Source organism: Agrobacterium vitis, from assembly GCF_013426735.1.
GTDB classification, from domain to species: domain Bacteria; phylum Pseudomonadota; class Alphaproteobacteria; order Rhizobiales; family Rhizobiaceae; genus Allorhizobium; species Allorhizobium vitis_D.
This window is the reverse complement of the sequence record NZ_AP023272.1, coordinates 2,693,040-2,715,693: the sequence shown is the minus strand read 5'-3', so window position 1 is coordinate 2,715,693 and position 22,654 is coordinate 2,693,040. Positions and strand designations below refer to the sequence as shown.

Annotated in this window: 19 protein-coding genes and 4 tRNA genes; 18 read left to right on the top strand and 5 right to left on the bottom strand. The window is 56.4% G+C overall.

Features of this window, described 5'->3' with window-relative positions; translation table 11 throughout:
• The first annotated feature begins 28 nt into the window (after positions 1-28).
• A protein-coding gene (prfB, locus tag H1Y61_RS12660; RefSeq protein WP_174110585.1) for a peptide chain release factor 2 occupies positions 29-1,157 on the top strand; the annotation gives its coding sequence in 2 pieces (ribosomal slippage) (positions 29-97 and positions 99-1,157; 1,128 coding nt in all).
• A gap of 129 nt (positions 1,158-1,286) precedes the next feature.
• A complete protein-coding gene (gene pyrF / locus H1Y61_RS12655; RefSeq protein WP_180572799.1) occupies positions 1,287-2,186 on the top strand; it encodes an orotidine-5'-phosphate decarboxylase in 900 nt (299 codons plus the stop codon).
• Between the two features lie 6 nt (positions 2,187-2,192).
• Here the strand turns inward: pyrF and H1Y61_RS12650 are convergent, their stop codons facing one another.
• Both H1Y61_RS12650 and H1Y61_RS12645 read right to left on the bottom strand, forming a co-directional pair.
• Entirely contained in the window at positions 2,193-2,738 is a 546-nt protein-coding gene (locus H1Y61_RS12650) for a hypothetical protein (RefSeq protein WP_235680719.1), read from the bottom strand.
• A gap of 42 nt (positions 2,739-2,780) precedes the next feature.
• Complete coding sequence (locus H1Y61_RS12645; protein WP_041696464.1) at positions 2,781-3,554, bottom strand: NAD kinase; 774 nt, start codon at positions 3,552-3,554, stop codon at positions 2,781-2,783.
• Positions 3,555-3,795: 241 nt separating this feature from the next.
• Here H1Y61_RS12645 and H1Y61_RS12640 point away from each other — a divergent pair.
• Positions 3,796-3,871 (top strand) — tRNA-Thr (locus tag H1Y61_RS12640).
• 64 nt (positions 3,872-3,935) lie between these two features.
• Here the strand turns inward: H1Y61_RS12640 and H1Y61_RS12635 are convergent.
• From H1Y61_RS12635 to rlmB, 3 genes are all read right to left on the bottom strand, one after another.
• A complete protein-coding gene (locus tag H1Y61_RS12635) occupies positions 3,936-4,085 on the bottom strand; it encodes a hypothetical protein (protein WP_180572798.1) in 150 nt (49 codons plus the stop codon).
• Between the two features lie 223 nt (positions 4,086-4,308).
• Positions 4,309-4,500 (bottom strand): hypothetical protein, encoded by a 192-nt coding sequence (locus H1Y61_RS12630; protein ID WP_174110589.1) that lies wholly within the window; start codon positions 4,498-4,500, stop codon positions 4,309-4,311.
• Between the two features lie 226 nt (positions 4,501-4,726).
• Complete coding sequence (gene rlmB, locus H1Y61_RS12625; protein WP_180572797.1) at positions 4,727-5,608, bottom strand: 23S rRNA (guanosine(2251)-2'-O)-methyltransferase RlmB; 882 nt, start codon at positions 5,606-5,608, stop codon at positions 4,727-4,729.
• 218 nt (positions 5,609-5,826) lie between these two features.
• Between rlmB and H1Y61_RS12620 the strand changes: the two genes are divergently transcribed.
• The 15 genes from H1Y61_RS12620 to rpoC all read left to right on the top strand — a co-directional run bounded on the left by H1Y61_RS12620 (position 5,827) and on the right by rpoC (position 22,506).
• Positions 5,827-5,911, top strand: a tRNA-Tyr gene (locus H1Y61_RS12620).
• A gap of 26 nt (positions 5,912-5,937) precedes the next feature.
• Positions 5,938-6,011, top strand: a tRNA-Gly gene (locus H1Y61_RS12615).
• A 210-nt stretch (positions 6,012-6,221) separates the two neighbouring features.
• Positions 6,222-7,397: an elongation factor Tu gene (gene tuf, locus H1Y61_RS12610; RefSeq protein ID WP_015915721.1), complete on the top strand. Its 1,176-nt coding sequence runs from the start codon at positions 6,222-6,224 to the stop codon at positions 7,395-7,397.
• 269 nt (positions 7,398-7,666) lie between these two features.
• Positions 7,667-8,356: a glycosyltransferase family protein gene (locus H1Y61_RS12605; RefSeq protein WP_180572796.1), complete on the top strand. Its 690-nt coding sequence runs from the start codon at positions 7,667-7,669 to the stop codon at positions 8,354-8,356.
• A gap of 2 nt (positions 8,357-8,358) precedes the next feature.
• On the top strand, positions 8,359-9,216 hold the full coding sequence (locus H1Y61_RS12600; RefSeq protein WP_235680718.1) for a 3-deoxy-manno-octulosonate cytidylyltransferase: 858 nt from the start codon (positions 8,359-8,361) through the stop codon (positions 9,214-9,216).
• Positions 9,217-9,353: 137 nt separating this feature from the next.
• Complete coding sequence (locus H1Y61_RS12595) at positions 9,354-10,007, top strand: hypothetical protein (protein ID WP_180572795.1); 654 nt, start codon at positions 9,354-9,356, stop codon at positions 10,005-10,007.
• Between the two features lie 121 nt (positions 10,008-10,128).
• Positions 10,129-10,204, top strand: a tRNA-Trp gene (locus H1Y61_RS12590).
• 182 nt (positions 10,205-10,386) lie between these two features.
• The gene (secE, locus tag H1Y61_RS12585; RefSeq protein ID WP_015915725.1) at positions 10,387-10,587 is read left to right on the top strand and encodes a preprotein translocase subunit SecE; all 201 of its coding nucleotides are present in this window, start codon (positions 10,387-10,389) and stop codon (positions 10,585-10,587) included.
• Positions 10,588-10,603: 16 nt separating this feature from the next.
• Complete coding sequence (gene nusG, locus H1Y61_RS12580) at positions 10,604-11,134, top strand: transcription termination/antitermination protein NusG (protein WP_015915726.1); 531 nt, start codon at positions 10,604-10,606, stop codon at positions 11,132-11,134.
• A gap of 146 nt (positions 11,135-11,280) precedes the next feature.
• A complete protein-coding gene (rplK, locus tag H1Y61_RS12575) occupies positions 11,281-11,712 on the top strand; it encodes a 50S ribosomal protein L11 (protein ID WP_070167176.1) in 432 nt (143 codons plus the stop codon).
• 2 nt (positions 11,713-11,714) lie between these two features.
• Positions 11,715-12,410, top strand: a complete 696-nt coding sequence (rplA, locus tag H1Y61_RS12570) for a 50S ribosomal protein L1 (RefSeq protein WP_015915728.1) — start codon at positions 11,715-11,717, stop codon at positions 12,408-12,410.
• 344 nt (positions 12,411-12,754) lie between these two features.
• The gene (gene rplJ / locus H1Y61_RS12565) at positions 12,755-13,273 is read left to right on the top strand and encodes a 50S ribosomal protein L10 (protein ID WP_015915729.1); all 519 of its coding nucleotides are present in this window, start codon (positions 12,755-12,757) and stop codon (positions 13,271-13,273) included.
• Positions 13,274-13,342: 69 nt separating this feature from the next.
• Positions 13,343-13,717 carry a 50S ribosomal protein L7/L12 gene (gene rplL, locus H1Y61_RS12560; protein WP_015915730.1) on the top strand — a complete coding sequence of 125 codons (375 nt, stop codon included), beginning with the start codon at positions 13,343-13,345 and terminating at the stop codon, positions 13,715-13,717.
• 253 nt (positions 13,718-13,970) lie between these two features.
• Entirely contained in the window at positions 13,971-18,110 is a 4,140-nt protein-coding gene (rpoB, locus tag H1Y61_RS12555) for a DNA-directed RNA polymerase subunit beta (protein WP_015915731.1), read from the top strand.
• A 184-nt stretch (positions 18,111-18,294) separates the two neighbouring features.
• Positions 18,295-22,506 (top strand): DNA-directed RNA polymerase subunit beta', encoded by a 4,212-nt coding sequence (rpoC, locus tag H1Y61_RS12550; RefSeq protein WP_015915732.1) that lies wholly within the window; start codon positions 18,295-18,297, stop codon positions 22,504-22,506.
• The last annotated feature ends 148 nt before the right edge of the window (positions 22,507-22,654 follow it).

Sequence of the window (22,654 nt, the reverse complement as noted above, 5' to 3'; positions counted from 1 at the left end):
GTAAAAACAAGATTCCGGAAAAGGATCCATGCGCAACGAAATCGAAAATGTCGTCGACGAAATCAAGCAGGCCATAAGCCTGCTGAGGAGGCATCTTTGACTGGGATCAGGCGGTAAGACGACTGGACTGGTTGAACAACAAGGCAGAGGACCCCAACCTCTGGAACGACGCGGCCGAGGCCCAGAAGCTGATGCGCGAGCGTCAGCAGCTGGAAGACAGCATTGCCGGCGTGCGCCGTCTCGAACAGCAGATGAAAGACAATATCGAGCTGATCGAGATGGGTGAGGAAGAGGGCGACGAGAGCATCGTCAAGGAGGCCGAGGAAGGCCTGAAAGCCCTCAAGGCCGAATCCGGTAAATTGCAGGTCGAAGCGATGCTGTCGGGTGAAGCTGATGGCAATGACACCTATGTCGAAGTGCATTCGGGGGCTGGCGGCACGGAAAGCCAGGACTGGGCCAACATGCTGTTGCGCATGTATACCCGCTGGGCCGAGCGCAGTGGCTTCAAGGTGGAATTGCTGGAAGTGCATGACGGCGAAGAAGCTGGCATCAAGTCAGCGACCATTCTGGTCAAAGGCCATAATGCCTATGGCTGGATGAAGACCGAATCGGGCGTGCATCGCCTGGTGCGCATTTCGCCTTATGACAGCAATGCACGGCGCCATACATCGTTTTCCTCCATCTGGGTCTATCCGGTGGTGGATGATTCGATCCAGATCGACATCAACGAAAGCGATTGCCGTATCGATACCTACCGCTCCTCCGGTGCGGGTGGCCAGCACGTCAACACCACCGACTCGGCAGTGCGTATCACCCATATTCCAAGTGGGATCGCGGTCTCCTGCCAGCAGGAACGGTCGCAGCATAAGAACAAGGCCAAGGCCTGGGACATGTTGCGCGCCCGTCTCTACGAAGTCGAGCTGAAGAAACGCGAGGAAGCGGCCAATGCCGAGGCTGCCTCCAAGACCGATATCGGCTGGGGCCACCAGATTCGTTCCTACGTGTTGCAGCCTTATCAGCTGGTCAAGGATCTGCGCACTGGTGTCGAAAGCACAGCGCCCGACGACGTCTTGAACGGCGACATCAGCCCCTTCATGGAGGCCGCTCTCGCCCACCGTATCAGCGGCAGCGCGGATACGGTGTCCGATATCGACTGATGTCGGGCCATGTTCGGCGATTCTTATGCCGCGCCTCTTGCACGCAGTGAAATGCAAACCGTCTGAGCTTCTGTTCAGGCGGTTTTTTTGTATAATGATTGTCGGATCGTGAGAAAAGGAAAGCATCCTATGCCGACATGGACTGAAATCGTCAAAGCCAATGTCGAGCGCTATGGTGGTCTGGTCGCTGGAATTGATCCATCGCTTGGCGATGTGCCTGCGATTTTCGAGAATGAGGATGGATGCTGGATCGAAGACTATGTCGATTTCCTCCTCGAGACGATCGCGGGGCATGTCGGCTTCGTCAAGTTCCAGTCGGCTTATTTCGAGGCTTGCGGCCTTAAAGGCTTGAAGGCTCTGTCAATGGGCATGGCACGAGCACGGGCGTCGGGCATTGGCGTTATCCTCGATGCCAAGCGCGGCGATATCGGCGCAACGGCGTCAGCCTATGCGAGGGCTTATCTGGTTCCTGGCGCTGAAGGGGGAAGCGGTGACTTCGAGGCAGATTGCCTGACCGTCAATCCGCTGATGGGACCCGACACGCTTGCGCCCTTTGTCGAGGCGGCGCAGGCGCATGGCAAAGGCCTGTTCGTCCTCTGTCGCACGTCCAATCCGGGCGCAGGCTGGCTACAGGACAAAATGACGGGCAACCAGCTTATTTCGGACCGGCTCGCGGGGCTGATCGGCGGTTTTATGCCTGACACGATTGAGGACGGTGATCTCAGTGCCATTGGGGCGGTCATCGGTGCTACGGTTCCCGCCGAAGGCCGCCGCCTCAGACAATTTATGCCCCGTTCGATCATTCTTGCACCGGGATTGGGTGCGCAAGGCGCTGATCCGCTGGCCATCCACTCCTTGCGTGGAACCATACCCGGTGACTTGCTGGTCCCCGTGTCTCGTGGCCTGACGAGGGTTGAAGACAGAAGCCTTTCCCTGGGCGCGTATGCCGAGTTGATCCTCGGCAGGCTGGACAGTTTCAAGCAGTCCATTGCCTATGATTACAGCCGGCCAAGGAGCAGAGCGGTCTGATTGCGCTCAGTGGCTTTCACGCTCGACCTGGATTTCGCCGAATTCATCGACAACCACCGTCCAGCTCTCCGGATCGTTCGAGCGGGCGTCTTGCTTCAGATAGACAGTGGCCGAAAGGCCGAAGCCGCGATTAACCCCGGAGGGATCTTCGCTGCGAATATCGGTGACATAGGGATGCAGATCGGTGATTTCCTGCAATTCAACGGTGTCGATAATCTGTGGCCCTTGATCGGTAACGGAAATCTGGCTGAGGAAAACCTTGGCGGTGCGATCTGGCTGGCGCAGGGCGTAGAGCCGGTAATAGCCGCGCCGTGTCCCATCCTTACTTGCGTCGATGACGCCAGGGCTTTTGACGATGCCGGTGCTGTTTGCCGTGCCGGGATCCTCCCAATAGCCACCGCTGATCAGGAATGTCACGGCTGGCGGCACCGTTTCGGCTTCCTGTGCCAAGGCGGCGGTGTTCGTGAACGAAAAGGGGAGGGTGCAGACCATCAGTGCCACGGCAAAAGCGGTGGCGGATGCTGAAAAATCCAGGCGTCCCTTCATCTGCATCGGTTCACTCCGGCTTACGCCCTTTGTGCTGCACAATATGTTTCAATTGGCAAATTGCTCGGCGAGGATTCGCTCCGACCAGGAATGATCGGGATCTGACAATATCCGCGCGGTAATATCCTTGGCCTGTTCGATCTGGACGGTGAGCACCGACTTGACCTCGATATTGTCGGCGACGGCATTCACCGGTCGCTTTCGCTCCTCCAACACCTCGATCATCACTGTGACCCGGTCGGGAAGCAAGGCGCCACGCCAGCGCCGGGGCCGAAACGGGCAGACGGGGGTAAGTGCCAGGAGAGGCGCATCAAGCGGCAGAATCGGGCCATGGGCAGAAAGATTATAGGCGGTGGAGCCGACCGGCGTCGCCACCATCAACCCATCGCAGATCAGCTCATCAAGGCGCTCCTGGCCGTCGATCAGCACCCTCAGTTTCGCCGCCTGATAGGATTGCCGCAGCAACGACACCTCATTGATGGCAAGCGCGACGGTTTGCGTGCCGTCTTCGCTGAGCGCGGTCATTTTCAGGGGATGAAAATCATTCTCGGTAGCGATGGCGATTCGCTCCGGCAGGTCTTCCACCCGGTAATCATTCATCAGGAAGCCGACGCTGCCCCGGTTCATGCCATAGATCAGCCGCCCAGAATTCATCGTGTCATGCAGGTTTTGCAGCATGAAGCCATCGCCGCCCAGCACGACCAGCACATCAGCCTCTTCGGGTGGCGTGTATCCGTAGGTGCGAATCAGCTCTTCGCGGGATGCAAGCGCCTCCGGAGTGTTCGTTGCGACGAAAGAAAGCGACCGGAAGGAACGCGCCATGCGAAAAAACCTGTTGGAAAGGGCCTTCTTCGTACATGATAAACTCGCCCTGCGCCAAGTTTTTTCGCGTTGTTAAAACCCTGGAAATCCGGGTTGCGGACGGGGAACGCGATGGATCTCCTTGAGGAGGCGTAGCAGTTTAAAACCAGACCCAGCCAGATCCGGCTTGAGCCATCCTGCATCACGCTTTTTCATCATAGCCTCTTTACAGCGCGGAAAAATCTGGTAGTCAGACGCCACTGCCCTTGTAGCTCAGTTGGTAGAGCACCTGATTTGTAATCAGGGGGTCGCGGGTTCGAATCCTGCCGGGGGCACCATTCTTTCACATCAATTCTATCGTTTGAACTGCCGATTCTAGGATCGGCGCAGCTGCGGCTTTCTTCAAAGCCCGCCGGGTGGGATAAACGCAAAATACGCCCAGGCGAGTGCAAAAGCTGCGACAACACAAAGAGCGACAACCAGTTTGCGCAATCCTGGGCGCGGTTGCTTCGGCGGTACGGGTTTTCTGAATTTTATGACATTGTCGCTCATCAGTGCCTCCTCTCATGGGCTATGATTCAGCCATGCATGATCGGCGGCATTTATTTCACGCAAAGCTTGCGGCATGGTTACGATGAGCCAGAAAATCAGCGGACCGGGAATCGATGGATGTGACAGTCGGTGACGGCCATGAACGGGATAGTATCGCCTGGCCACGGATACAAAGAAATCCCCGCCGCTTTAAAATGCGCCGGGGACTATTCAAAGATATTTGTCAGGCCATTCCGGCAGGGTCACCGATTGGCAGCAAAGGCGGGCTCGGCACCGGATCATTCGGATTTTTGGTGTCGCCCTGATCCTGGATTGGCGGTTTTACCGCGCCATCCTGCTTGCGGTCGGGAATACCAGGTGTGCCTTGTGGCCCCCGTGGCGCATTCTCTGGTCTTTCAGGAAGTGTGGTCGGCATGGTTGTCCTCCTTCTTGTGTTCATAAGGACAACCATAGGACTGAACATTGGTTCCGAAGATTGTGACGTCGCGCCAAAATGTCGAACCTACCGCGATGCTATCAGCAAGCAATATTTGAGCCTGACTGGGCAGAAATGACGAGCGATGCCTCAGAGGCTGGATTCCTGGAAAGCCTTGGTAGACGCCGGTTCCGAGGTCGAGGACATGGGAACCGGCTCTTTGATGTCAGCTTTTGCGCAGCAGGAATTGGCGTGACGCATACAAGGCGATAGCCGCCGCATTCGACACGTTCAGCGATTTGATCTCGCCGGGCATGTCGAGCCGGGCCAGCGCATTGACCGTGTCACGGGTTTTCTGGCGCAGGCCCTTGCCTTCGGAACCAAGCACCAACGCCAGCTTGTCACCACTGAATGTCTCTTCCAGCGGGCGCGGCCCTTCCGAATCGAGCCCGATGGACACGAAACCGAGCTTATGCAATTCGCCCAGCGCCTCGGCGAGATTGGTGATCTGGATATAGGGGATCAATTCCAGCGCACCGGAGGCTGATTTCGCGAGTACACCCGATTCGGTCGGGCTGTGGCGCATAGTGGTGATCACCGCGCCAGCACCGAAGGCGACGGCGGTGCGCATGATTGCCCCGACATTATGCGGATCAGTCACCTGGTCGAGCACCAGCAACAGCGGGCTTTCCTTCAGCGCTTCAAGACGGCGAGGCGGCAGTGGCCGGGTCTCCAGCATGACGCCCTGATGAATGGCTTCCGGCCCCAGATGCTTGTCGAGATCCTGCGGCGTGACGATTTCCACAGGAAAGGGCAGGGCATCGACCGGGCCGATTTCCAGCCGTACAAGCGCATTCTGGGTCAGCGACAGCTTGATCGGCTTGCGTTCGGGATTGTTGAGGGCGGCGCGCACCGTGTGCAGGCCATATAAAAATACCTGGTCGGGGGCGATCGGCGGCGGTGTCCAATCGGCGTTGGACTTGCGCCGTTTTTGCGGTTGCGGGGTGGGAATCTCGCCGCGCTCACGCTTTGCATCCCGCACCTGACGGCGCAAAGTTGCATAGTGGCTGTCGCGGTCGGACGTGTCGTTTGGGTTATCTTTGCTCATGGCGCCTTATAGCGGGCTTGCGTGCCAGGGGATAGAGACCCCGGGTTTGCCGGGATGCCTGAACGAGGAAAAAACATGAAAATTTTCCGTCTAAGGCGTGTTGACATCTCCGTTTCGGGCCGTCATATAGCCGCCACGGAACGCGGTGAGCCAAGCTTGAAAGCGAAGTTCGACGCTCCGGGATAGTAAGCTTGGTTGCTTGATCCGGTCGAAATACTGGAGGGATGCCCGAGTGGTTAAAGGGGACGGACTGTAAATCCGTTGGCTCAGCCTACGTTGGTTCAAATCCAACTCCCTCCACCATTTCGACACCTGGATCTAAAACCGCCGCGGGTATAGCTCAATGGTAGAGCAGCAGCCTTCCAAGCTGAATACGCGGGTTCGATTCCCGCTACCCGCTCCAGCTTTCAATAATCTCTCACAACTGTTTCCCCATATGCGATCTGTGCCGTTATCACGCGCATTTGCAGGAATTGCGCTGCTGGACACCCCCGCAAAGCACCTGCTTTGGGCCATGCGCATTTATGGCTTGCGCAATCGGACCGAAAGCCTTAAACGGCGGCACTAAACCGGTTCGCCGCGTCAACCTTTTACGTTCACAGGAAGCATTCAAATGGCAAAGAGTAAGTTTGAGCGCAACAAGCCGCACGTTAACATCGGCACGATCGGCCACGTTGACCACGGCAAGACGTCGCTGACGGCAGCAATTACGAAGTATTTCGGTGAATACAAGGCGTATGACCAGATCGACGCCGCTCCGGAAGAAAAGGCCCGCGGCATCACCATTTCGACGGCGCACGTCGAATATGAAACGCCTGCCCGTCACTACGCTCACGTTGACTGCCCCGGCCACGCCGACTACGTCAAGAACATGATCACCGGTGCAGCGCAGATGGACGGCGCGATCCTGGTTTGCTCGGCAGCTGACGGCCCGATGCCGCAGACCCGCGAGCACATTCTTCTGGCTCGCCAGGTTGGCGTTCCCGCCATCGTCGTGTTCCTGAACAAGGTTGACCAGGTTGACGACGAAGAGCTTCTGGAGCTGGTCGAACTGGAAGTGCGCGAACTTCTGTCGTCCTACGACTTCCCGGGCGACGATATTCCGATTGTCAAGGGTTCGGCTCTTGCTGCTCTGGAAGACAGCAACAAGAAGATCGGCGAAGACGCGATTCGCGAACTGATGGCGGCAGTTGACTCCTACATTCCGACGCCTGAGCGCCCGATTGACCAGCCGTTCCTGATGCCAATCGAAGACGTGTTCTCGATCTCTGGCCGTGGTACGGTTGTGACGGGTCGCGTTGAGCGTGGTATCGTTAAGGTTGGCGAAGAAGTCGAAATCGTCGGCATCCGCGCGACCTCGAAGACGACCGTTACCGGCGTTGAAATGTTCCGCAAGCTGCTCGATCAGGGCCAGGCTGGCGACAACATTGGTGCCCTGGTTCGCGGCGTACAGCGCGATGGCGTTGAGCGCGGTCAGATCCTGTGCAAGCCCGGTTCGGTTAAGCCGCACAAGAAGTTCATGGCAGAAGCCTACATCCTGACGAAGGAAGAAGGCGGCCGTCATACACCGTTCTTCACCAACTACCGTCCGCAGTTCTACTTCCGCACGACGGACGTTACCGGTATTGTTTCTCTGCCGGAAGGCACGGAAATGGTTATGCCTGGTGACAACGTCACGGTTCAGGTTGAACTGATCGTTCCGATCGCCATGGAAGAAAAGCTGCGCTTCGCGATCCGCGAAGGTGGCCGCACCGTCGGCGCCGGCATCGTCGCTTCGATCATCGAATAATTGCATCTCTTTAGAGATATGAGATTGGACCCCGCTGGCAACAGCGGGGTTTTTTGTATGTGCCCTCGAGTCCTCTTCGCAGATGGTGTTGATTATGCCCATCGTCCTCAAATTGGACGCGATTGCATTCGAGACAGAGAGAAAATCTGCGATGCGACAAACCGCGCTGCAAATTTCTCAAGATGATGGCACTTAAGGGTCTCGTTCCCTTGTCTCCACCGGCGCCTATCATTTAAGACAAACCAGACTTACGATTTCAGGAGTGAACGGTGTTGGACAACAAGCTTCAGATTTTCATTGGCTTCGATACAAAGGAAGTCGTGGCCTATCATGTGCTCGCGCAGAGCATTCTTGAACATTCGTCCATTCCCGTCGCCTTCACACCCATCGTCCTCGACAATCTGGCCAGTATTTTCACGCGCGAGCGCAATCCACTGCAATCGACGGAGTTTTCCTTCTCCCGGTTTCTCGTGCCTTATCTGAGCGATTACCAGGGCTGGAGCATGTTCATGGATTGCGACATGCTGGCGCGCGCCGATCTCGCCGAACTTTGGGCATTGCGTGACGACCGCTACGCCGTGATGTGTGTCAAGCATGACTATCAGCCAAAGGTGGAAACCAAGTTTCTCGGTCAGACTCAGACCAAATACGAAAAGAAGAACTGGTCGAGCATCATGCTGTTCAACAACGCCAAATGCACGGCGCTGACCAAGGATTACGTCAACACCGCAACCGGTCTGCAACTGCACCAGTTCAAATGGCTTGAAAGCGATGACCTGATCGGTGGGCTGCCGCTGCATTGGAATTATCTGGTCAACGAATATGACCATGACCCGGCCGCCAAGATCGTCCATTTCACCGATGGCGGCCCTTATTTCGAACAATACAAGAATGACGATTATGCAGAAGAGTGGTTTGCTGCCCGCGAACGCATGCTGCACGTCACACAGAGCCTGTGACCATGACAGTCCAGAACGGCAGCGCGCCCCCCACGACCGCCAGCATCCAGGCCTTTGCGGACTGGCAGGCGTTGCTCGGCCGTTTCACTCACATTGTCCTCGTCGCCAACAGCGAGGAGGCCAATGTGGACAGGCTGCGGCGCGAACTGCCACAAACTGCCTTGTTCGTTTTTTTCAATAAGGTCTACAAGATTCTCGACAAGCCGTTCGATCGCCCGTCTCTGCTGGTGGCGCGCAGTGGTTCGGTCGGCGCCAACATCGTTTACCGCAAGGAAGTCAAGAATGTGCTTGGCTATTTTCCGGGCGATGAATTTCTGGGCGTGATGAATGTCAGGGCCCATCCTGGCGAATTGTTCAGTGATGCCACAAAATTCGAAGGGGCTGCGGTCGGCCATCTGGATCTCTCCAGCCATTTTTCCAGTTTTTACCCTGATGATCATATTCCGACCAGCGGTTTTGCCTTGGCCTTGTGGCTGAGCGAACACCTGCCCGAAAAGACCATCCTGTTGGATGGATTTTCAGCGCGGCGCAGTGAGAAGTGGAAAGTCTTTCATCTACATGACTGGACATTCGAACAGGTCGTGCTGCGATTGTTCATCCATTCCGGCAAACTGGTCGCGCCAGGGGCAGCCGAGAAAAATGCTTACGCTGCGTTACTGCAACGATTTCCGGACTTGAGCGAGGGGGCGGTTGCGCTGTCTGCTGCTGACGTGCTGGCTAGCCGCCTTGAAGGGTCAAACAAGGAAATCGATAAGCTGATTTCCATCACCAAGATCCTGCGCTGGTTTTATCAGCTCTCCAAAAAGCTGAAGCCGAAAACCAGAAAACAGCGATTGAACGCCAAAAAGGCGAAGAGTTGATCAAAGCCTTGTCATGTTGCAACGCAAAAACGTGACTTGCGGCTGCGATAACTGCCCTGTAACATAGTGATATAACTATCTACACCGTCCCGCTTTGCTTGGGGCCGAGCCCACCCTAAACACATAAAGATGCGTCTATGATTCGTCTGATGTGCGCGGTTGCGATTGCGCCTTTTTTGATTCTACCATTTGCCTGGGTTGGCCAGGCTGCCGACTTTGGCCGACCGCTGATCTGGAACGTCTCACGCAACGGCACGAGCGGCGTTGCCATTCAAACCGGCGTTCAGTTGCGCAATGCCTTTGAACCGAAAATAGGTGTCGATACCTCTGTTATCGCCACCAAGAGCGGGCAGGTGGATCAATCCACACTGCCTTTGCGGCTTTGGGGGCGGGTGCGGCTGGAAGGGAGCGACAAAACGAATGGGCCTGCGACCTACCTCAATACCAGTTTCACGCCCGCAACGGGTGCATCCAGCCTGTCGATGGAACGCGCCTGGAACTGGACACTGACGCCTGATTTCACGCTTGGCTCGACGCGCATTATCGAGGTGCGCCGGGTCAGTGGTGACGGGGCGGGGCTATCGGCAAGCCAGCGGCTGGATTTGTCCATGCCGGATTGGTCAGCGTCGCTTTACAGCGAAGCGGGTATCGATCAGCTTGATGCGACGACGACGGGATCTGTCGGTATTGAGAAAAAGGTTTTCGGCGATGTTGGTCTTTCCGCCGCGATGACCAATCTGCTCGATGCACCTTCGACGACCTTCCGGGCAAGCTATAGTCGTCACTGGTAGGAAAATGGTATTTTGTCCTGAATGTGCAAAAAACCCTCTTGCCAATCGTCACCGACCGTCTTAAACGGAGCGCCAAGCAACGGACGGGATGGCCATCGGCGCATCACTCGGACGTGCAGATAGGGGTATAGCTCAGTTGGTAGAGCGGCGGTCTCCAAAACCGCAGGTCGTAAGTTCGAGCCTTACTGCCCCTGCCATTTTTCACACAGTGTTGGAATTGATTTTTTCGGCTTGTGAGTTTTGGCGTTGTAGAATTTGTTTAAATGTCGGTTTTGCCCTTGTTAAAGTGAGAATCGGCGTTTATGTAACACTCAAACAGACACGCGGTGCGTGGGGCTGATCTTTTCAGCTTTACGTGCCGTAAATGCGTGGGCATTAGATGGCATCGAAGACTAATCCATTTGCGTTTTTGCAGCAGGTTCGCTCCGAAACGTCCAAAGTCACCTGGCCGTCGCGCCGCGAGACTGTGATCTCGACGCTGATGGTGTTGGCCATGGTGATTTTTGCCTCGCTGTTTTTCTTTGCGGCGGATCAGGTTATTGGCTGGGTTTTGAGCCTTGTCCTGAATCTTGGCAATTAACAGGACGGGAACGAACATGGCTGCACGTTGGTATATCGTCCACGCATATTCGAATTTTGAAAAGAAGGTTGCGGAATCGATCGAAGAGAAGGCTCGTCAGAAGGGTCTTGGACATCTCTTTGAAAAGATTCTCGTTCCGACCGAGAAGGTCGTCGAGGTTCGCCGGGGCCGCAAGGTGGACAGTGAGCGCAAATTCTTCCCCGGCTATGTGCTGGTGCGGGCGAATTTGACCGATGAGGTCTACCACCTGATCAAGAATACCCCGAAGGTCACGGGCTTCCTGGGTTCCGACAATAAGCCGGTTCCGATTCCTGACTATGAGGCTGATCGGATTCTCGGCCAGGTTCAGGAGGGTGTCGAGCGTCCCAAGTCCTCGCTGTCCTTCGAGATCGGCGAGCAGGTTCGCGTTTCCGACGGTCCTTTTGCATCCTTCAACGGTGTTGTTCAGGATGTCGATGAAGAGCGGTCGCGCCTTAAGGTCGAAGTGTCGATCTTCGGCCGCGCTACACCGGTCGAGCTTGAATACAGTCAGGTCGAAAAGGTCTGATTGCTGCGGGAGGGAAACCTCCCGTTTCGCGTGGGAGTGCGGCGGTCTCTTAAGCCGGACCGTTCATACGCACCACGCAACCGCAGCCGCCGGCATGTCCGGCATGAGTGGGCCGGGCAACCGGTCTGATAGAAAGGCAGAGAGAAATGGCTAAGAAAGTTGCAGGCCAGCTCAAGCTTCAGGTCAAGGCAGGATCGGCTAACCCGTCCCCGCCAATCGGTCCTGCGCTTGGTCAGCGTGGTGTAAATATCATGGAATTCTGCAAGGCGTTCAATGCCGCTACGCAGGAAATGGAAAAGGGCATGCCGATCCCGGTCGTCATTACCTATTACCAGGACAAGTCCTTCACCTTCATCATGAAACAGCCGCCAGTGACTTACTGGTTGAAGAAGGAAGCTAAGATCCAGTCCGGTTCTAAGACTCCGGGCAAGGGCGCAAAGGTTGGTACCATCACCAAGGCCCAGGTCCGTACGATCGCCGAAGCCAAGATGAAGGATCTGAATGCTGCCGACGTTGACGGCGCTATGGCAATGGTCGAGGGCTCTGCCCGCTCCATGGGCCTGGAAGTGGTAGGTTGATCATGGCAAAGCTTGCAAAGCGTATTCAGAAGATCCGCGAAGGCGTTGATCCCACCAAGCTGGTTGCTCTGTCCGACGCCATTTCGATGGTCAAGGAACGTGCCGTTGCCAAGTTCGATGAAACCATCGAAATCGCCATGAACCTTGGCGTTGACCCACGTCACGCCGACCAGATGGTCCGTGGCGTTGTCAACCTGCCAAACGGCACTGGCCGCGACGTTCGCGTTGCCGTCTTCGCTCGTGGCGCAAAGGCTGATGAAGCCCGCGCAGCTGGCGCAGAAGTCGTTGGCGCCGAAGACCTGGTTGAAATCGTCCAGGGTGGCAAGATCGACTTCGACCGCTGCATCGCAACGCCTGACATGATGCCGCTGGTCGGCCGTCTCGGCAAGGTTCTCGGCCCGCGTGGCATGATGCCGAACCCGAAGGTTGGTACTGTGACCATGGACGTCGCTGGCGCTGTTAAGGCATCCAAGGGCGGCGCTGTCGAGTTTCGCGTTGAAAAGGCTGGTATCATCCATGCCGGTATCGGCAAGGCCTCGTTCGAAGCCAAGGCTCTTGAAGAAAACATCAAGGCTTTCGCTGACGCCGTCATCAAGGCAAAGCCTGCTGGCGCCAAGGGTAACTACGTCAAGCGCGTAGCGATCTCCTCGACCATGGGTCCTGGCGTCAAGATCGACCCTTCGTCGGTCACAGCTTAATTTTTCGGGGTGTTCCACCCCGTATTCAAGAATTCCCGGTCCTTCGGGGCCGGGAATGTCCGGTTTTATAACCGGATTTCCTGTCCGAGATTGTGGGCGGTCGCAAGGCCTTAATATCCAGCCTGCATGAGACGGGTAAGACCCGAAATTCTTCACGGACGCCAAGGCGTTACGGAAGTGTCGGTTCGAGCCTTGTGTGCCTTGTGCCTGACGCCTTCGGGTGACAGTGCGGGGGGGCAGGATCCTCAAGCGTCGCTTGGGATCTGACGAGTTTAGATCCCTTGAGGCAAAGGCAAACCCGATGGGGCCTGCAGGATTGCGGTCCCGTCTACTGGAGACAGACAGTGGAAAGAGCGGAAAAACGCGAATTCGTCACAGAACTGAACGAAGTCTTCAAGGCTTCTGGTTCGGTTGTTGTGGCCCACTATGCTGGTGTCACAGTTGCGCAGATGAACGACTTCCGTTCAAAAATGCGCGCGGCTGGCGGCACCGTCAAAGTCGCGAAGAACCGTCTGGCCAAGATCGCTCTTCAGGGCACGGAGTCGGAAGGGATGACAGATCTCTTCAAGGGCCAGACGCTGATTGCTTACAGCGTTGACCCAATCACGGCTCCGAAAGTCGTCATGGATTTTGCCAAGACCAACGACAAGCTCGTTGTTCTCGGTGGTTCCATGGGAACAACCACGCTCTCCGTGGATGCAGTCAAGTCGCTTGCGACCCTGCCTTCGCTGGACGAGCTGCGTGCAAAGCTGGTCGGCATGATTCAGACCCCGGCTACTCGCATCGCAGGCGTTGTTCAGGCACCGGCAGCTCAGCTTGCTCGCGTGTTTGCGGCTTATGCCAAGAAGGACGAAGCCGCGTAAGGCGGTTTTTCGCTGTTCATACCCAAAACCAGTTCGTTTCGAACCGAACACTGATAAAGGACTAGTAAAATGGCTGATCTCGCTAAGATCGTAGAAGACCTCTCCTCTTTGACCGTTCTGGAAGCTGCTGAGCTTTCCAAGCTGCTCGAAGAAAAGTGGGGCGTATCTGCAGCTGCTCCTGTGGCTGTTGCTGCTGCCGGCGGTGGTGCTGCCGCCGTTGTTGAAGAAGAAAAGACTGAATTCGACGTTATCCTGACGGATGCCGGCGCAAACAAGATCAACGTCATCAAGGAAGTTCGCGCGATCACAGGTCTCGGCCTGAAGGAAGCCAAGGACCTCGTTGAAGGCGCTCCGAAGGCTGTCAAGGAAGCCGTTTCCAAGGCTGAAGCTGCTGACCTGAAGAAGAAGCTTGAAGACGCTGGCGCCAAGGTTGACGTCAAGTAATTCATACTTTCGGCTCCGGCGAGGGTGCAAACTCTCTCCGGAGCCGTTCTCCTGACGGAAATTATTACCCAAAAGCCGGTAAAACGGCTTTTGGGTAATGGGTTCTCAAGAGGATGGTTCCGATCAGGCGCTCAAGGCAAACCGGCCTTTCCGCCTGAACTGGAACGAGATTGATGATCCATGATTGACGGAGCCGCCTGGCCAGCGGTGTTCGTCTGTTGCAGGCCCGGGTGCAAACTGACAAGGAGCGACGATGGCTCAGACCCTTTCCTTTAACGGTCGCAGGCGCGTACGCAAGTTTTTCGGAAAAATTCCAGAAGTCGCAGAAATGCCGAACCTCATCGAGGTTCAGAAGGCATCTTACGATCAGTTCCTCATGGTTGACGAGCCCGAAGGTGGTCGTCCCGACGAGGGACTTCAAACCGTTTTCAAGTCCGTCTTCCCGATCACCGATTTTTCCGGTGCCTCGATGTTGGAATTCGTGTCCTACGAATTCGAGCCGCCGAAGTTCGACGTCGATGAATGCCGCCAGCGCGACCTGACCTATGCGGCACCGCTCAAGGTTACTTTGCGCCTGATCGTGTTCGATATTGATGAAGATACGGGCGCCCGCTCGATCAAGGACATCAAGGAACAGTCGGTCTACATGGGCGACATGCCCTTGATGACCAATAACGGTACGTTCATCGTCAACGGCACCGAGCGCGTTATCGTCTCGCAGATGCACCGTTCGCCGGGCGTGTTCTTCGACCACGACAAGGGCAAGAGCCATTCCTCCGGCAAGCTGTTGTTTGCCGCCCGCGTCATTCCTTATCGTGGTTCCTGGCTCGACATCGAATTCGACGCCAAGGACATTGTCCACGCCCGTATCGACCGCCGCCGCAAGATCCCCGTGACCTCGCTGCTGATGGCGCTGGGCATGGACGGCGAAGAAATTCTCTCGACCTTCTATTCGAAGTCCGACTACAAGCGCGATGGCAAGGGCTGGCGCGTGCCGTTCCAGGCGGAAACGCTGAAGGGCTCCAAGACCCTCGTAGACATGGTCGATGCCGATAGCGGCGAAGTCGTTGTCGAAGCCGGCAAGAAGCTCACCCCGCGTCTTCTGCGCCAGTTGCAGGACAAGGGTCTGAAAGCGCTGAAGGCGACTGACGAGGACCTCTACGGAAATTATCTGGCCGAAGATATCGTCAATTTCGCAACCGGTGAGATCTATCTCGAAGCTGGTGACGAAATCGACGAAAAGACCCTGCCGATCATTCTTGATGCGGGCTTTGAAGAGATCCCGGTTCTGGGCATCGATCACATCAATGTCGGCGCCTATATCCGCAACACGCTGGCTGCCGATAAGAACGAAAACCGCCAGGATGCGCTGTTCGACATCTACCGCGTCATGCGTCCGGGTGAGCCGCCAACCATGGATTCGGCTGAAGCCATGTTCAACTCGCTGTTCTTCGATAGCGAGCGCTATGACCTGTCGGCTGTTGGCCGCGTCAAGATGAACATGCGTCTCGATCTCGAAGTGGCCGACACCGTGCGCGTTCTGCGCAAGGAAGACATCCTGGCCGTGGTCAAGATGCTGGTCGAGTTGCGCGACGGCAAGGGCGAAATCGACGATATCGACAACCTCGGCAACCGCCGTGTTCGTTCCGTCGGTGAATTGATGGAGAACCAGTATCGCCTGGGTCTGCTGCGCATGGAGCGCGCCATCAAGGAACGTATGTCGTCGATCGAAATCGATACTGTCATGCCGCAGGATCTGATCAACGCCAAGCCTGCCGCTGCTGCTGTGCGCGAGTTCTTCGGTTCGTCCCAGCTCAGCCAGTTCATGGACCAGGTCAACCCGCTGTCGGAAATCACCCACAAGCGCCGTCTTTCGGCTCTTGGACCGGGTGGTCTGACCCGCGAGCGCGCCGGCTTTGAAGTGCGCGACGTGCATCCGACCCATTACGGCCGTATCTGCCCGATTGAGACGCCGGAAGGCCCGAATATCGGTCTGATCAACTCGCTTGCCACGTTCGCTCGTGTCAACAAATACGGCTTCATCGAAAGCCCGTATCGTAAGATCATCGACGGCGTGGTGACCAAGGACGTTATCTACCTCTCCGCCATGGAAGAGGCCAAGTATTACGTTGCCCAGGCCAATGCCGAGCTGAACGCTGAAGGCAAATTCGTCGAGGAATTTGTCGTTTGCCGTCATGCCGGAGAAGTGATGCTGTCGCCGCGCGACACCATCAACTTGATGGACGTTTCGCCGAAGCAGCTCGTGTCCGTTGCCGCGGCTCTTATTCCGTTCCTGGAAAACGACGACGCCAACCGCGCTCTGATGGGCTCCAACATGCAGCGTCAGGCTGTTCCTCTGCTGCGGGCTGAAGCCCCGTTTGTCGGGACCGGCATGGAGCCGATCGTGGCGCGTGACTCCGGTGCGGCTATCGGCGCCCGTCGTGGCGGCGTGGTCGATCAGGTGGATGCGACGCGTATCGTTATCCGCGCCACGGAAGATCTCGATGCCGGCAAGTCCGGTGTTGATATCTACCGCCTGCAGAAGTTCCAGCGTTCCAACCAGAATACCTGCGTCAACCAGCGTCCGCTGGTCGCCGTCGGCGATATTCTGAACAAGGGCGATATCATCGCGGACGGTCCGTCGACCGACCTCGGCGACTTGGCGCTTGGCCGTAACGCGCTTGTCGCGTTCATGCCTTGGAACGGCTACAACTATGAGGACTCCATCCTCATGTCGGAGCGTATCGTTTCGGAAGATGTCTTCACCTCGATTCATATCGAGGAATTTGAAGTCATGGCCCGCGATACCAAGCTTGGACCGGAAGAAATCACCCGCGATATTCCGAACGTCTCGGAAGAAGCGCTGCGCAACCTCGATGAAGCCGGTATCGTCTATATCGGTGCAGAAGTGCAGCCGGGCGATATCCTGGTCGGCAAGATCACTCCGAAGGGCGAAAGCCCGATGACGCCTGAAGAAAAGCTTCTGCGCGCCATTTTCGGTGAAAAGGCCTCTGACGTCCGCGATACCTCGATGCGCATGCCTCCGGGCACGTTCGGGACCATTGTTGAAGTTCGTGTTTTCAACCGCCACGGCGTTGAAAAGGACGAGCGCGCCATGGCCATCGAGCGAGAAGAAATCGAACGTCTTGCCAAGGACCGCGACGACGAACAGGCAATCCTGGACCGCAACGTCTATGGTCGTTTGCTCGACACGCTGCGCGGTCAGGTTTCGATTGCCGGTCCGAAGGGTTTCAAGAAAGGCGTCGAACTGAACAACGCCGTCATTTCTGAATACCCGCGTTCGCAATGGTGGATGTTTGCCGTTGAAGACGAGAAGGTTCAAAGCGAGCTGGAAGCGCTTCGTGGTCAGTACGACGAATCCAAGTCGCGCCTTGAGCAGCGCTTCATGGACAAGGTCGAAAAGGTCCAGCGCGGTGATGAAATGCCTCCGGGCGTCATGAAGATGGTCAAGGTCTTTGTTGCTGTGAAGCGCAAGATCCAGCCAGGCGACAAGATGGCCGGCCGTCATGGTAACAAGGGCGTCGTGTCGCGCATCGTTCCGGTCGAAGACATGCCGTTCCTGGAAGACGGTACGCATGTCGATATCGTTCTGAACCCGCTGGGCGTGCCGTCGCGTATGAATGTCGGCCAGATTCTTGAAACCCACCTTGCCTGGGCTTGCGCTGGCATGGGTCGCAAGATTGGGCAGATGCTTGAGGATTACCAGAAGCATCTCGACATCACCGAGCTCAGGACCGAACTGGTCGATCTCTACGCCAGTGAATCGCATGACGAAGTCGCCAGATTCGACGACGAGTCTCTTCTGCGGCTTGCTGATCAGGCCAAGAGCGGGCTTTCCATCGCCACGCCGGTTTTCGACGGTGCGCATGAAAGCGACGTTTCGGAAATGTTGACCCGCGCCGGTCTGCACACGTCCGGCCAGTCAGTTCTCTATGATGGACGGACGGGTGAAACCTTCGACCGCAAGGTCACCGTTGGTTACATGTACATGATCAAGCTCAACCACTTGGTTGACGACAAGATCCATGCACGTTCCATCGGTCCTTACTCGCTCGTCACCCAGCAGCCTTTGGGCGGCAAGGCACAGTTCGGCGGTCAGCGTTTCGGGGAAATGGAAGTCTGGGCTCTGGAAGCTTACGGCGCTGCCTACACCCTGCAGGAAATGCTGACGGTGAAGTCGGACGACGTGGCCGGACGTACCAAAGTCTACGAAGCAATCGTGCGGGGCGACGACACGTTCGAAGCCGGTATTCCAGAGAGCTTCAACGTTCTCGTCAAGGAAATGCGATCGCTTGGTCTGTCGGTCGAGTTGGAGAATTCCAAACTCGAGACGGCCGATACCGTCAACCCGTTGCCGGACGCTGCGGAATAACAGTGACAGTGGGGCGTGCGCGTTTCGATGCGCGCGCCGTCCTCCGCCAGTTGTAAACATCAACCGGCGTGGGGACTTTTGCCGCATTCAGCGGTTATTGTCGTTTTAAGGCGCGGTGTGGCTTCCCGGGAAGGGCCGCATCCGTCGCCAAGCTGAGGGCCCCTGGCCCCACAAGGAGATAGGCATGAACCAAGAGGTCATGAACCTTTTCAACCCGCAGGTCCCTGCGCAGCATTTCGATTCCATCCGGATTTCGATTGCCTCGCCGGAGAAGATCCTGTCCTGGTCGTATGGCGAAATCAAAAAGCCTGAGACCATCAACTACCGCACTTTCAAGCCGGAGCGCGACGGTCTGTTCTGCGCCCGTATCTTTGGTCCCATCAAGGATTACGAGTGCCTGTGCGGCAAGTACAAGCGCATGAAGTACAAGGGCATCATCTGCGAAAAGTGCGGCGTGGAAGTCACCCTGTCGCGCGTTCGCCGTGAGCGCATGGGTCATATCGAGCTTGCCGCTCCGGTTGCCCATATCTGGTTCCTGAAGTCGCTGCCTTCACGCATTTCGACCCTTCTCGACATGACGTTGAAGGACGTGGAGCGCGTTCTCTACTTCGAAAACTACATTGTCACGGAGCCGGGCCTGACGGCCCTTAAGCAGAACCAGCTTCTGTCCGAAGAAGAATACATGATGGCGGTCGATGAATATGGTGAAGACCAGTTCACCGCCATGATCGGTGCTGAAGCCATCTTTGAAATGCTGGCCTCGATGAATCTCGAGCGCATCGCCGGCGAATTGCGTCAGGACCTTGCCGACACCACGTCGGACCTGAAGCAGAAGAAGCTGATGAAGCGTCTCAAGATAGTTGAGAACTTCATGGAATCGGGCAATCGTCCTGAATGGATGATCATGAAGGTTGTTCCCGTGATTCCGCCGGACCTGCGTCCGTTGGTTCCGCTGGATGGTGGCCGTTTTGCGACCTCCGACCTGAACGATCTCTATCGTCGCGTCATCAACCGTAACAACCGTTTGAAGCGTTTGATCGAGCTGCGCGCTCCGGGCATCATCATCCGTAACGAAAAGCGCATGTTGCAGGAATCTGTAGATGCGCTGTTCGACAACGGCCGCCGTGGCCGCGTCATCACCGGTGCCAACAAGCGTCCGCTGAAGTCGCTGTCCGATATGCTCAAGGGCAAGCAGGGTCGCTTCCGCCAGAACCTTCTCGGCAAGCGCGTCGACTATTCTGGTCGTTCGGTTATCGTGACCGGTCCGGAACTGAAGCTGCACCAGTGCGGTCTGCCAAAGAAAATGGCGCTCGAACTGTTCAAGCCTTTCATCTACGCCCGTCTCGACGCCAAGGGTTATTCCTCGACCGTCAAGCAGGCCAAGAAGCTGGTTGAAAAGGAAAAGCCGGAAGTTTGGGATATTCTCGACGAGGTTATCCGCGAACATCCCGTTCTGCTGAACCGCGCACCGACGCTTCACCGTCTGGGCATTCAGGCGTTCGAGCCTATTCTGGTTGAAGGCAAGGCCATTCAGCTGCATCCGCTCGTCTGCACGGCCTTTAACGCCGACTTCGACGGCGACCAGATGGCTGTTCACGTTCCGCTTTCGCTGGAAGCCCAGCTGGAAGCCCGCGTGTTGATGATGTCCACCAACAACATTCTGCATCCGGCAAACGGTGCGCCGATTATCGTTCCTTCGCAGGACATGGTTCTCGGTCTCTACTATTTGTCGATCATGAACCAGAATGAGCCGGGCGAAGGCATGGTGTTCTCCGACATCGGTGAATTGCATCACGCCCTTGAAAACAAGGTGGTGACGCTGCATTCCAAGATCCGTGGTCGTTTCAAGACCGTGGATGCGGACGGCAAGCCAGTTTCGAAGATTTTCGAAACCACTCCGGGCCGTATGCTGATTGGCGAACTTCTGCCGAAGAACGTCAACGTGCCGTTTGACACCTGCAATCAGGAAATGACCAAGAAGAACATCTCCAAGATGATCGACACGGTTTATCGTCATTGCGGCCAGAAGGACACGGTGATTTTCTGCGACCGGATCATGCAGCTTGGCTTCCGCCACGCCTGTAAGGCTGGCATTTCCTTCGGTAAGGATGACATGGTCATTCCAGACTCCAAGGTGAAGATCGTAGGCGACACCGAATCCTTGGTGAAGGAATACGAACAGCAGTACAACGACGGTCTGATCACTCAGGGTGAGAAGTATAACAAGGTCGTTGACGCTTGGGGTAAGGCGACTGAAAAGGTTGCGGAAGACATGATGGCCCGCATTAAGGCTGTTGAGTTCGATCCGGAAACTGGCCGCCAAAAGCCGATGAACGCGATTTACATGATGTCTCACTCCGGAGCGCGTGGTTCTCCGAACCAGATGCGTCAGCTGGGTGGTATGCGTGGTCTTATGGCCAAGCCATCGGGCGAAATCATTGAAACTCCGATCATTTCGAACTTTAAGGAAGGTCTGACCGTTAACGAGTACTTCAACTCAACCCACGGTGCCCGTAAGGGTCTTGCAGACACGGCCTTGAAGACCGCGAACTCGGGTTACCTGACCCGTCGTCTGGTTGACGTAGCCCAAGATTGCATCGTTAATCTGGTCGATTGCGGTACAGACAAGGGCCTGACCATGACGGCGATTGTTGACGCCGGTCAGGTTGTGGCTTCGATTGGCGTGCGTGTTCTCGGTCGTACGGCGCTTGATGATATCGATCATCCGGTCACGGGTGAGCGGATCGTTGACGCTGGTCGCATGATCCTTGAAGCCGATGTCATCGAAATCGAAAAGGCTGGTATTCAGTCGATCCGTATTCGTTCGGCTCTGACCTGTGAAGTTCAGACCGGCGTCTGCTCGATCTGCTACGGTCGTGACCTTGCCCGTGGTACACCTGTGAACATGGGTGAAGCTGTGGGTGTTATCGCTGCGCAGTCCATCGGTGAGCCAGGTACCCAGCTGACCATGCGTACGTTCCACTTGGGCGGTACGGCCAACGTGGTTGACCAATCGTTCCTGGAAGCCTCCTATGAGGGGACTATCCAGATCAAGAACCGCAACATGCTGCGCAACTCTGACGGCATTTATGTCGCCATGGGCCGTAGCATCGCGGTGACGATCCTGGACGAACGCGGTGTTGAGCGCTCCTCGCAGCGTGTTGCCTATGGTTCCAAGTTGTTTGTCGACGATGGCGACAAGGTCAAGCGCGGTCAGCGTCTGGCTGAGTGGGACCCATACACACGCCCGATGATGACCGAAGTGGAAGGTGTCGTTCATTTTGAGGATCTGGTCGACGGTATCTCCGTTCTGGAAGCCACCGACGAATCCACTGGTATCACCAAGCGTCAGGTTATCGACTGGCGTTCGACGCCGCGTGGCGCCGATCTGAAGCCGGCAATTGTCATCAAGGATACTCAGGGCAATGTGCTCAAGGTTCCGCGTGGTGGTGAAGCTCGGTTCCAGCTGTCGGTTGATGCAATCCTGTCGGTTGAACCCGGCCAGCGCGTCTCCCAGGGTGACGTTCTTGCTCGTTCGCCAATGGAAAGCGCCAAGACCAAGGACATCACCGGTGGTCTGCCGCGTGTTGCCGAACTGTTCGAAGCCCGTCGTCCGAAGGATCACGCCATCATCGCTGAGATCGATGGTACCATCCGTCTGGGCCGCGATTACAAGAACAAACGTCGTGTTATCATCGAGCCGGCGGAAGACGGTGTCGAGCCAGTCGAATACCTGATCCCGAAGGGCAAGCCCTTCCATCTTCAGGAAGGCGACTATATCGAGAAGGGTGACTATATCCTCGACGGTAATCCGGCTCCGCACGATATTCTGGCGATCAAGGGTGTCGAGGCGCTCGCAAGCTACCTAGTCAACGAAATCCAGGAAGTCTATCGCTTGCAGGGCGTTGTGATCAACGACAAGCACATCGAGGTGATTGTTCGCCAGATGCTGCAGAAGGTCGAAATCACCGACAGCGGCGACAGCCAGTATATCGTTGGCGACAATGTCGACCGTATCGAGTTGGACGAAGCCAACGAACGTCTGGTTGAAGAAGGCAAGAAGCCAGCCTTTGGCGATCCGGTATTGCTCGGTATCACCAAGGCCTCGCTGCAAACGCCGTCCTTCATCTCGGCTGCGTCCTTCCAGGAAACCACCAAGGTTCTCACGGAAGCGGCAATTGCCGGCAAGACCGATACGTTGCAGGGCCTGAAGGAAAACGTCATCGTCGGTCGTCTGATCCCGGCCGGTACCGGTGGTACCATGACCCAGATCCGTCGTATCGCTACCTCGCGTGACGACCTCATTCTCGAGGAACGTCGCAAGGGCACCGGCGCGGATCTTGCAACCCCGATGCTGCGTGACATGGCAGGCGAGGGTGCTCCTGCTGCCGAATAATCGGTGCACCAATCGAAATAAAAAAGCCGTCCGGAGCGATCCGGGCGGCTTTTCCTTTTTATGAAGTTGCCTAGCGAAGGTCGGAGTTCGTTTGGGCTTATCAGTGGGAAACGTAATCCGGTGCTTGGCTCAATGAGAACCGTACAGA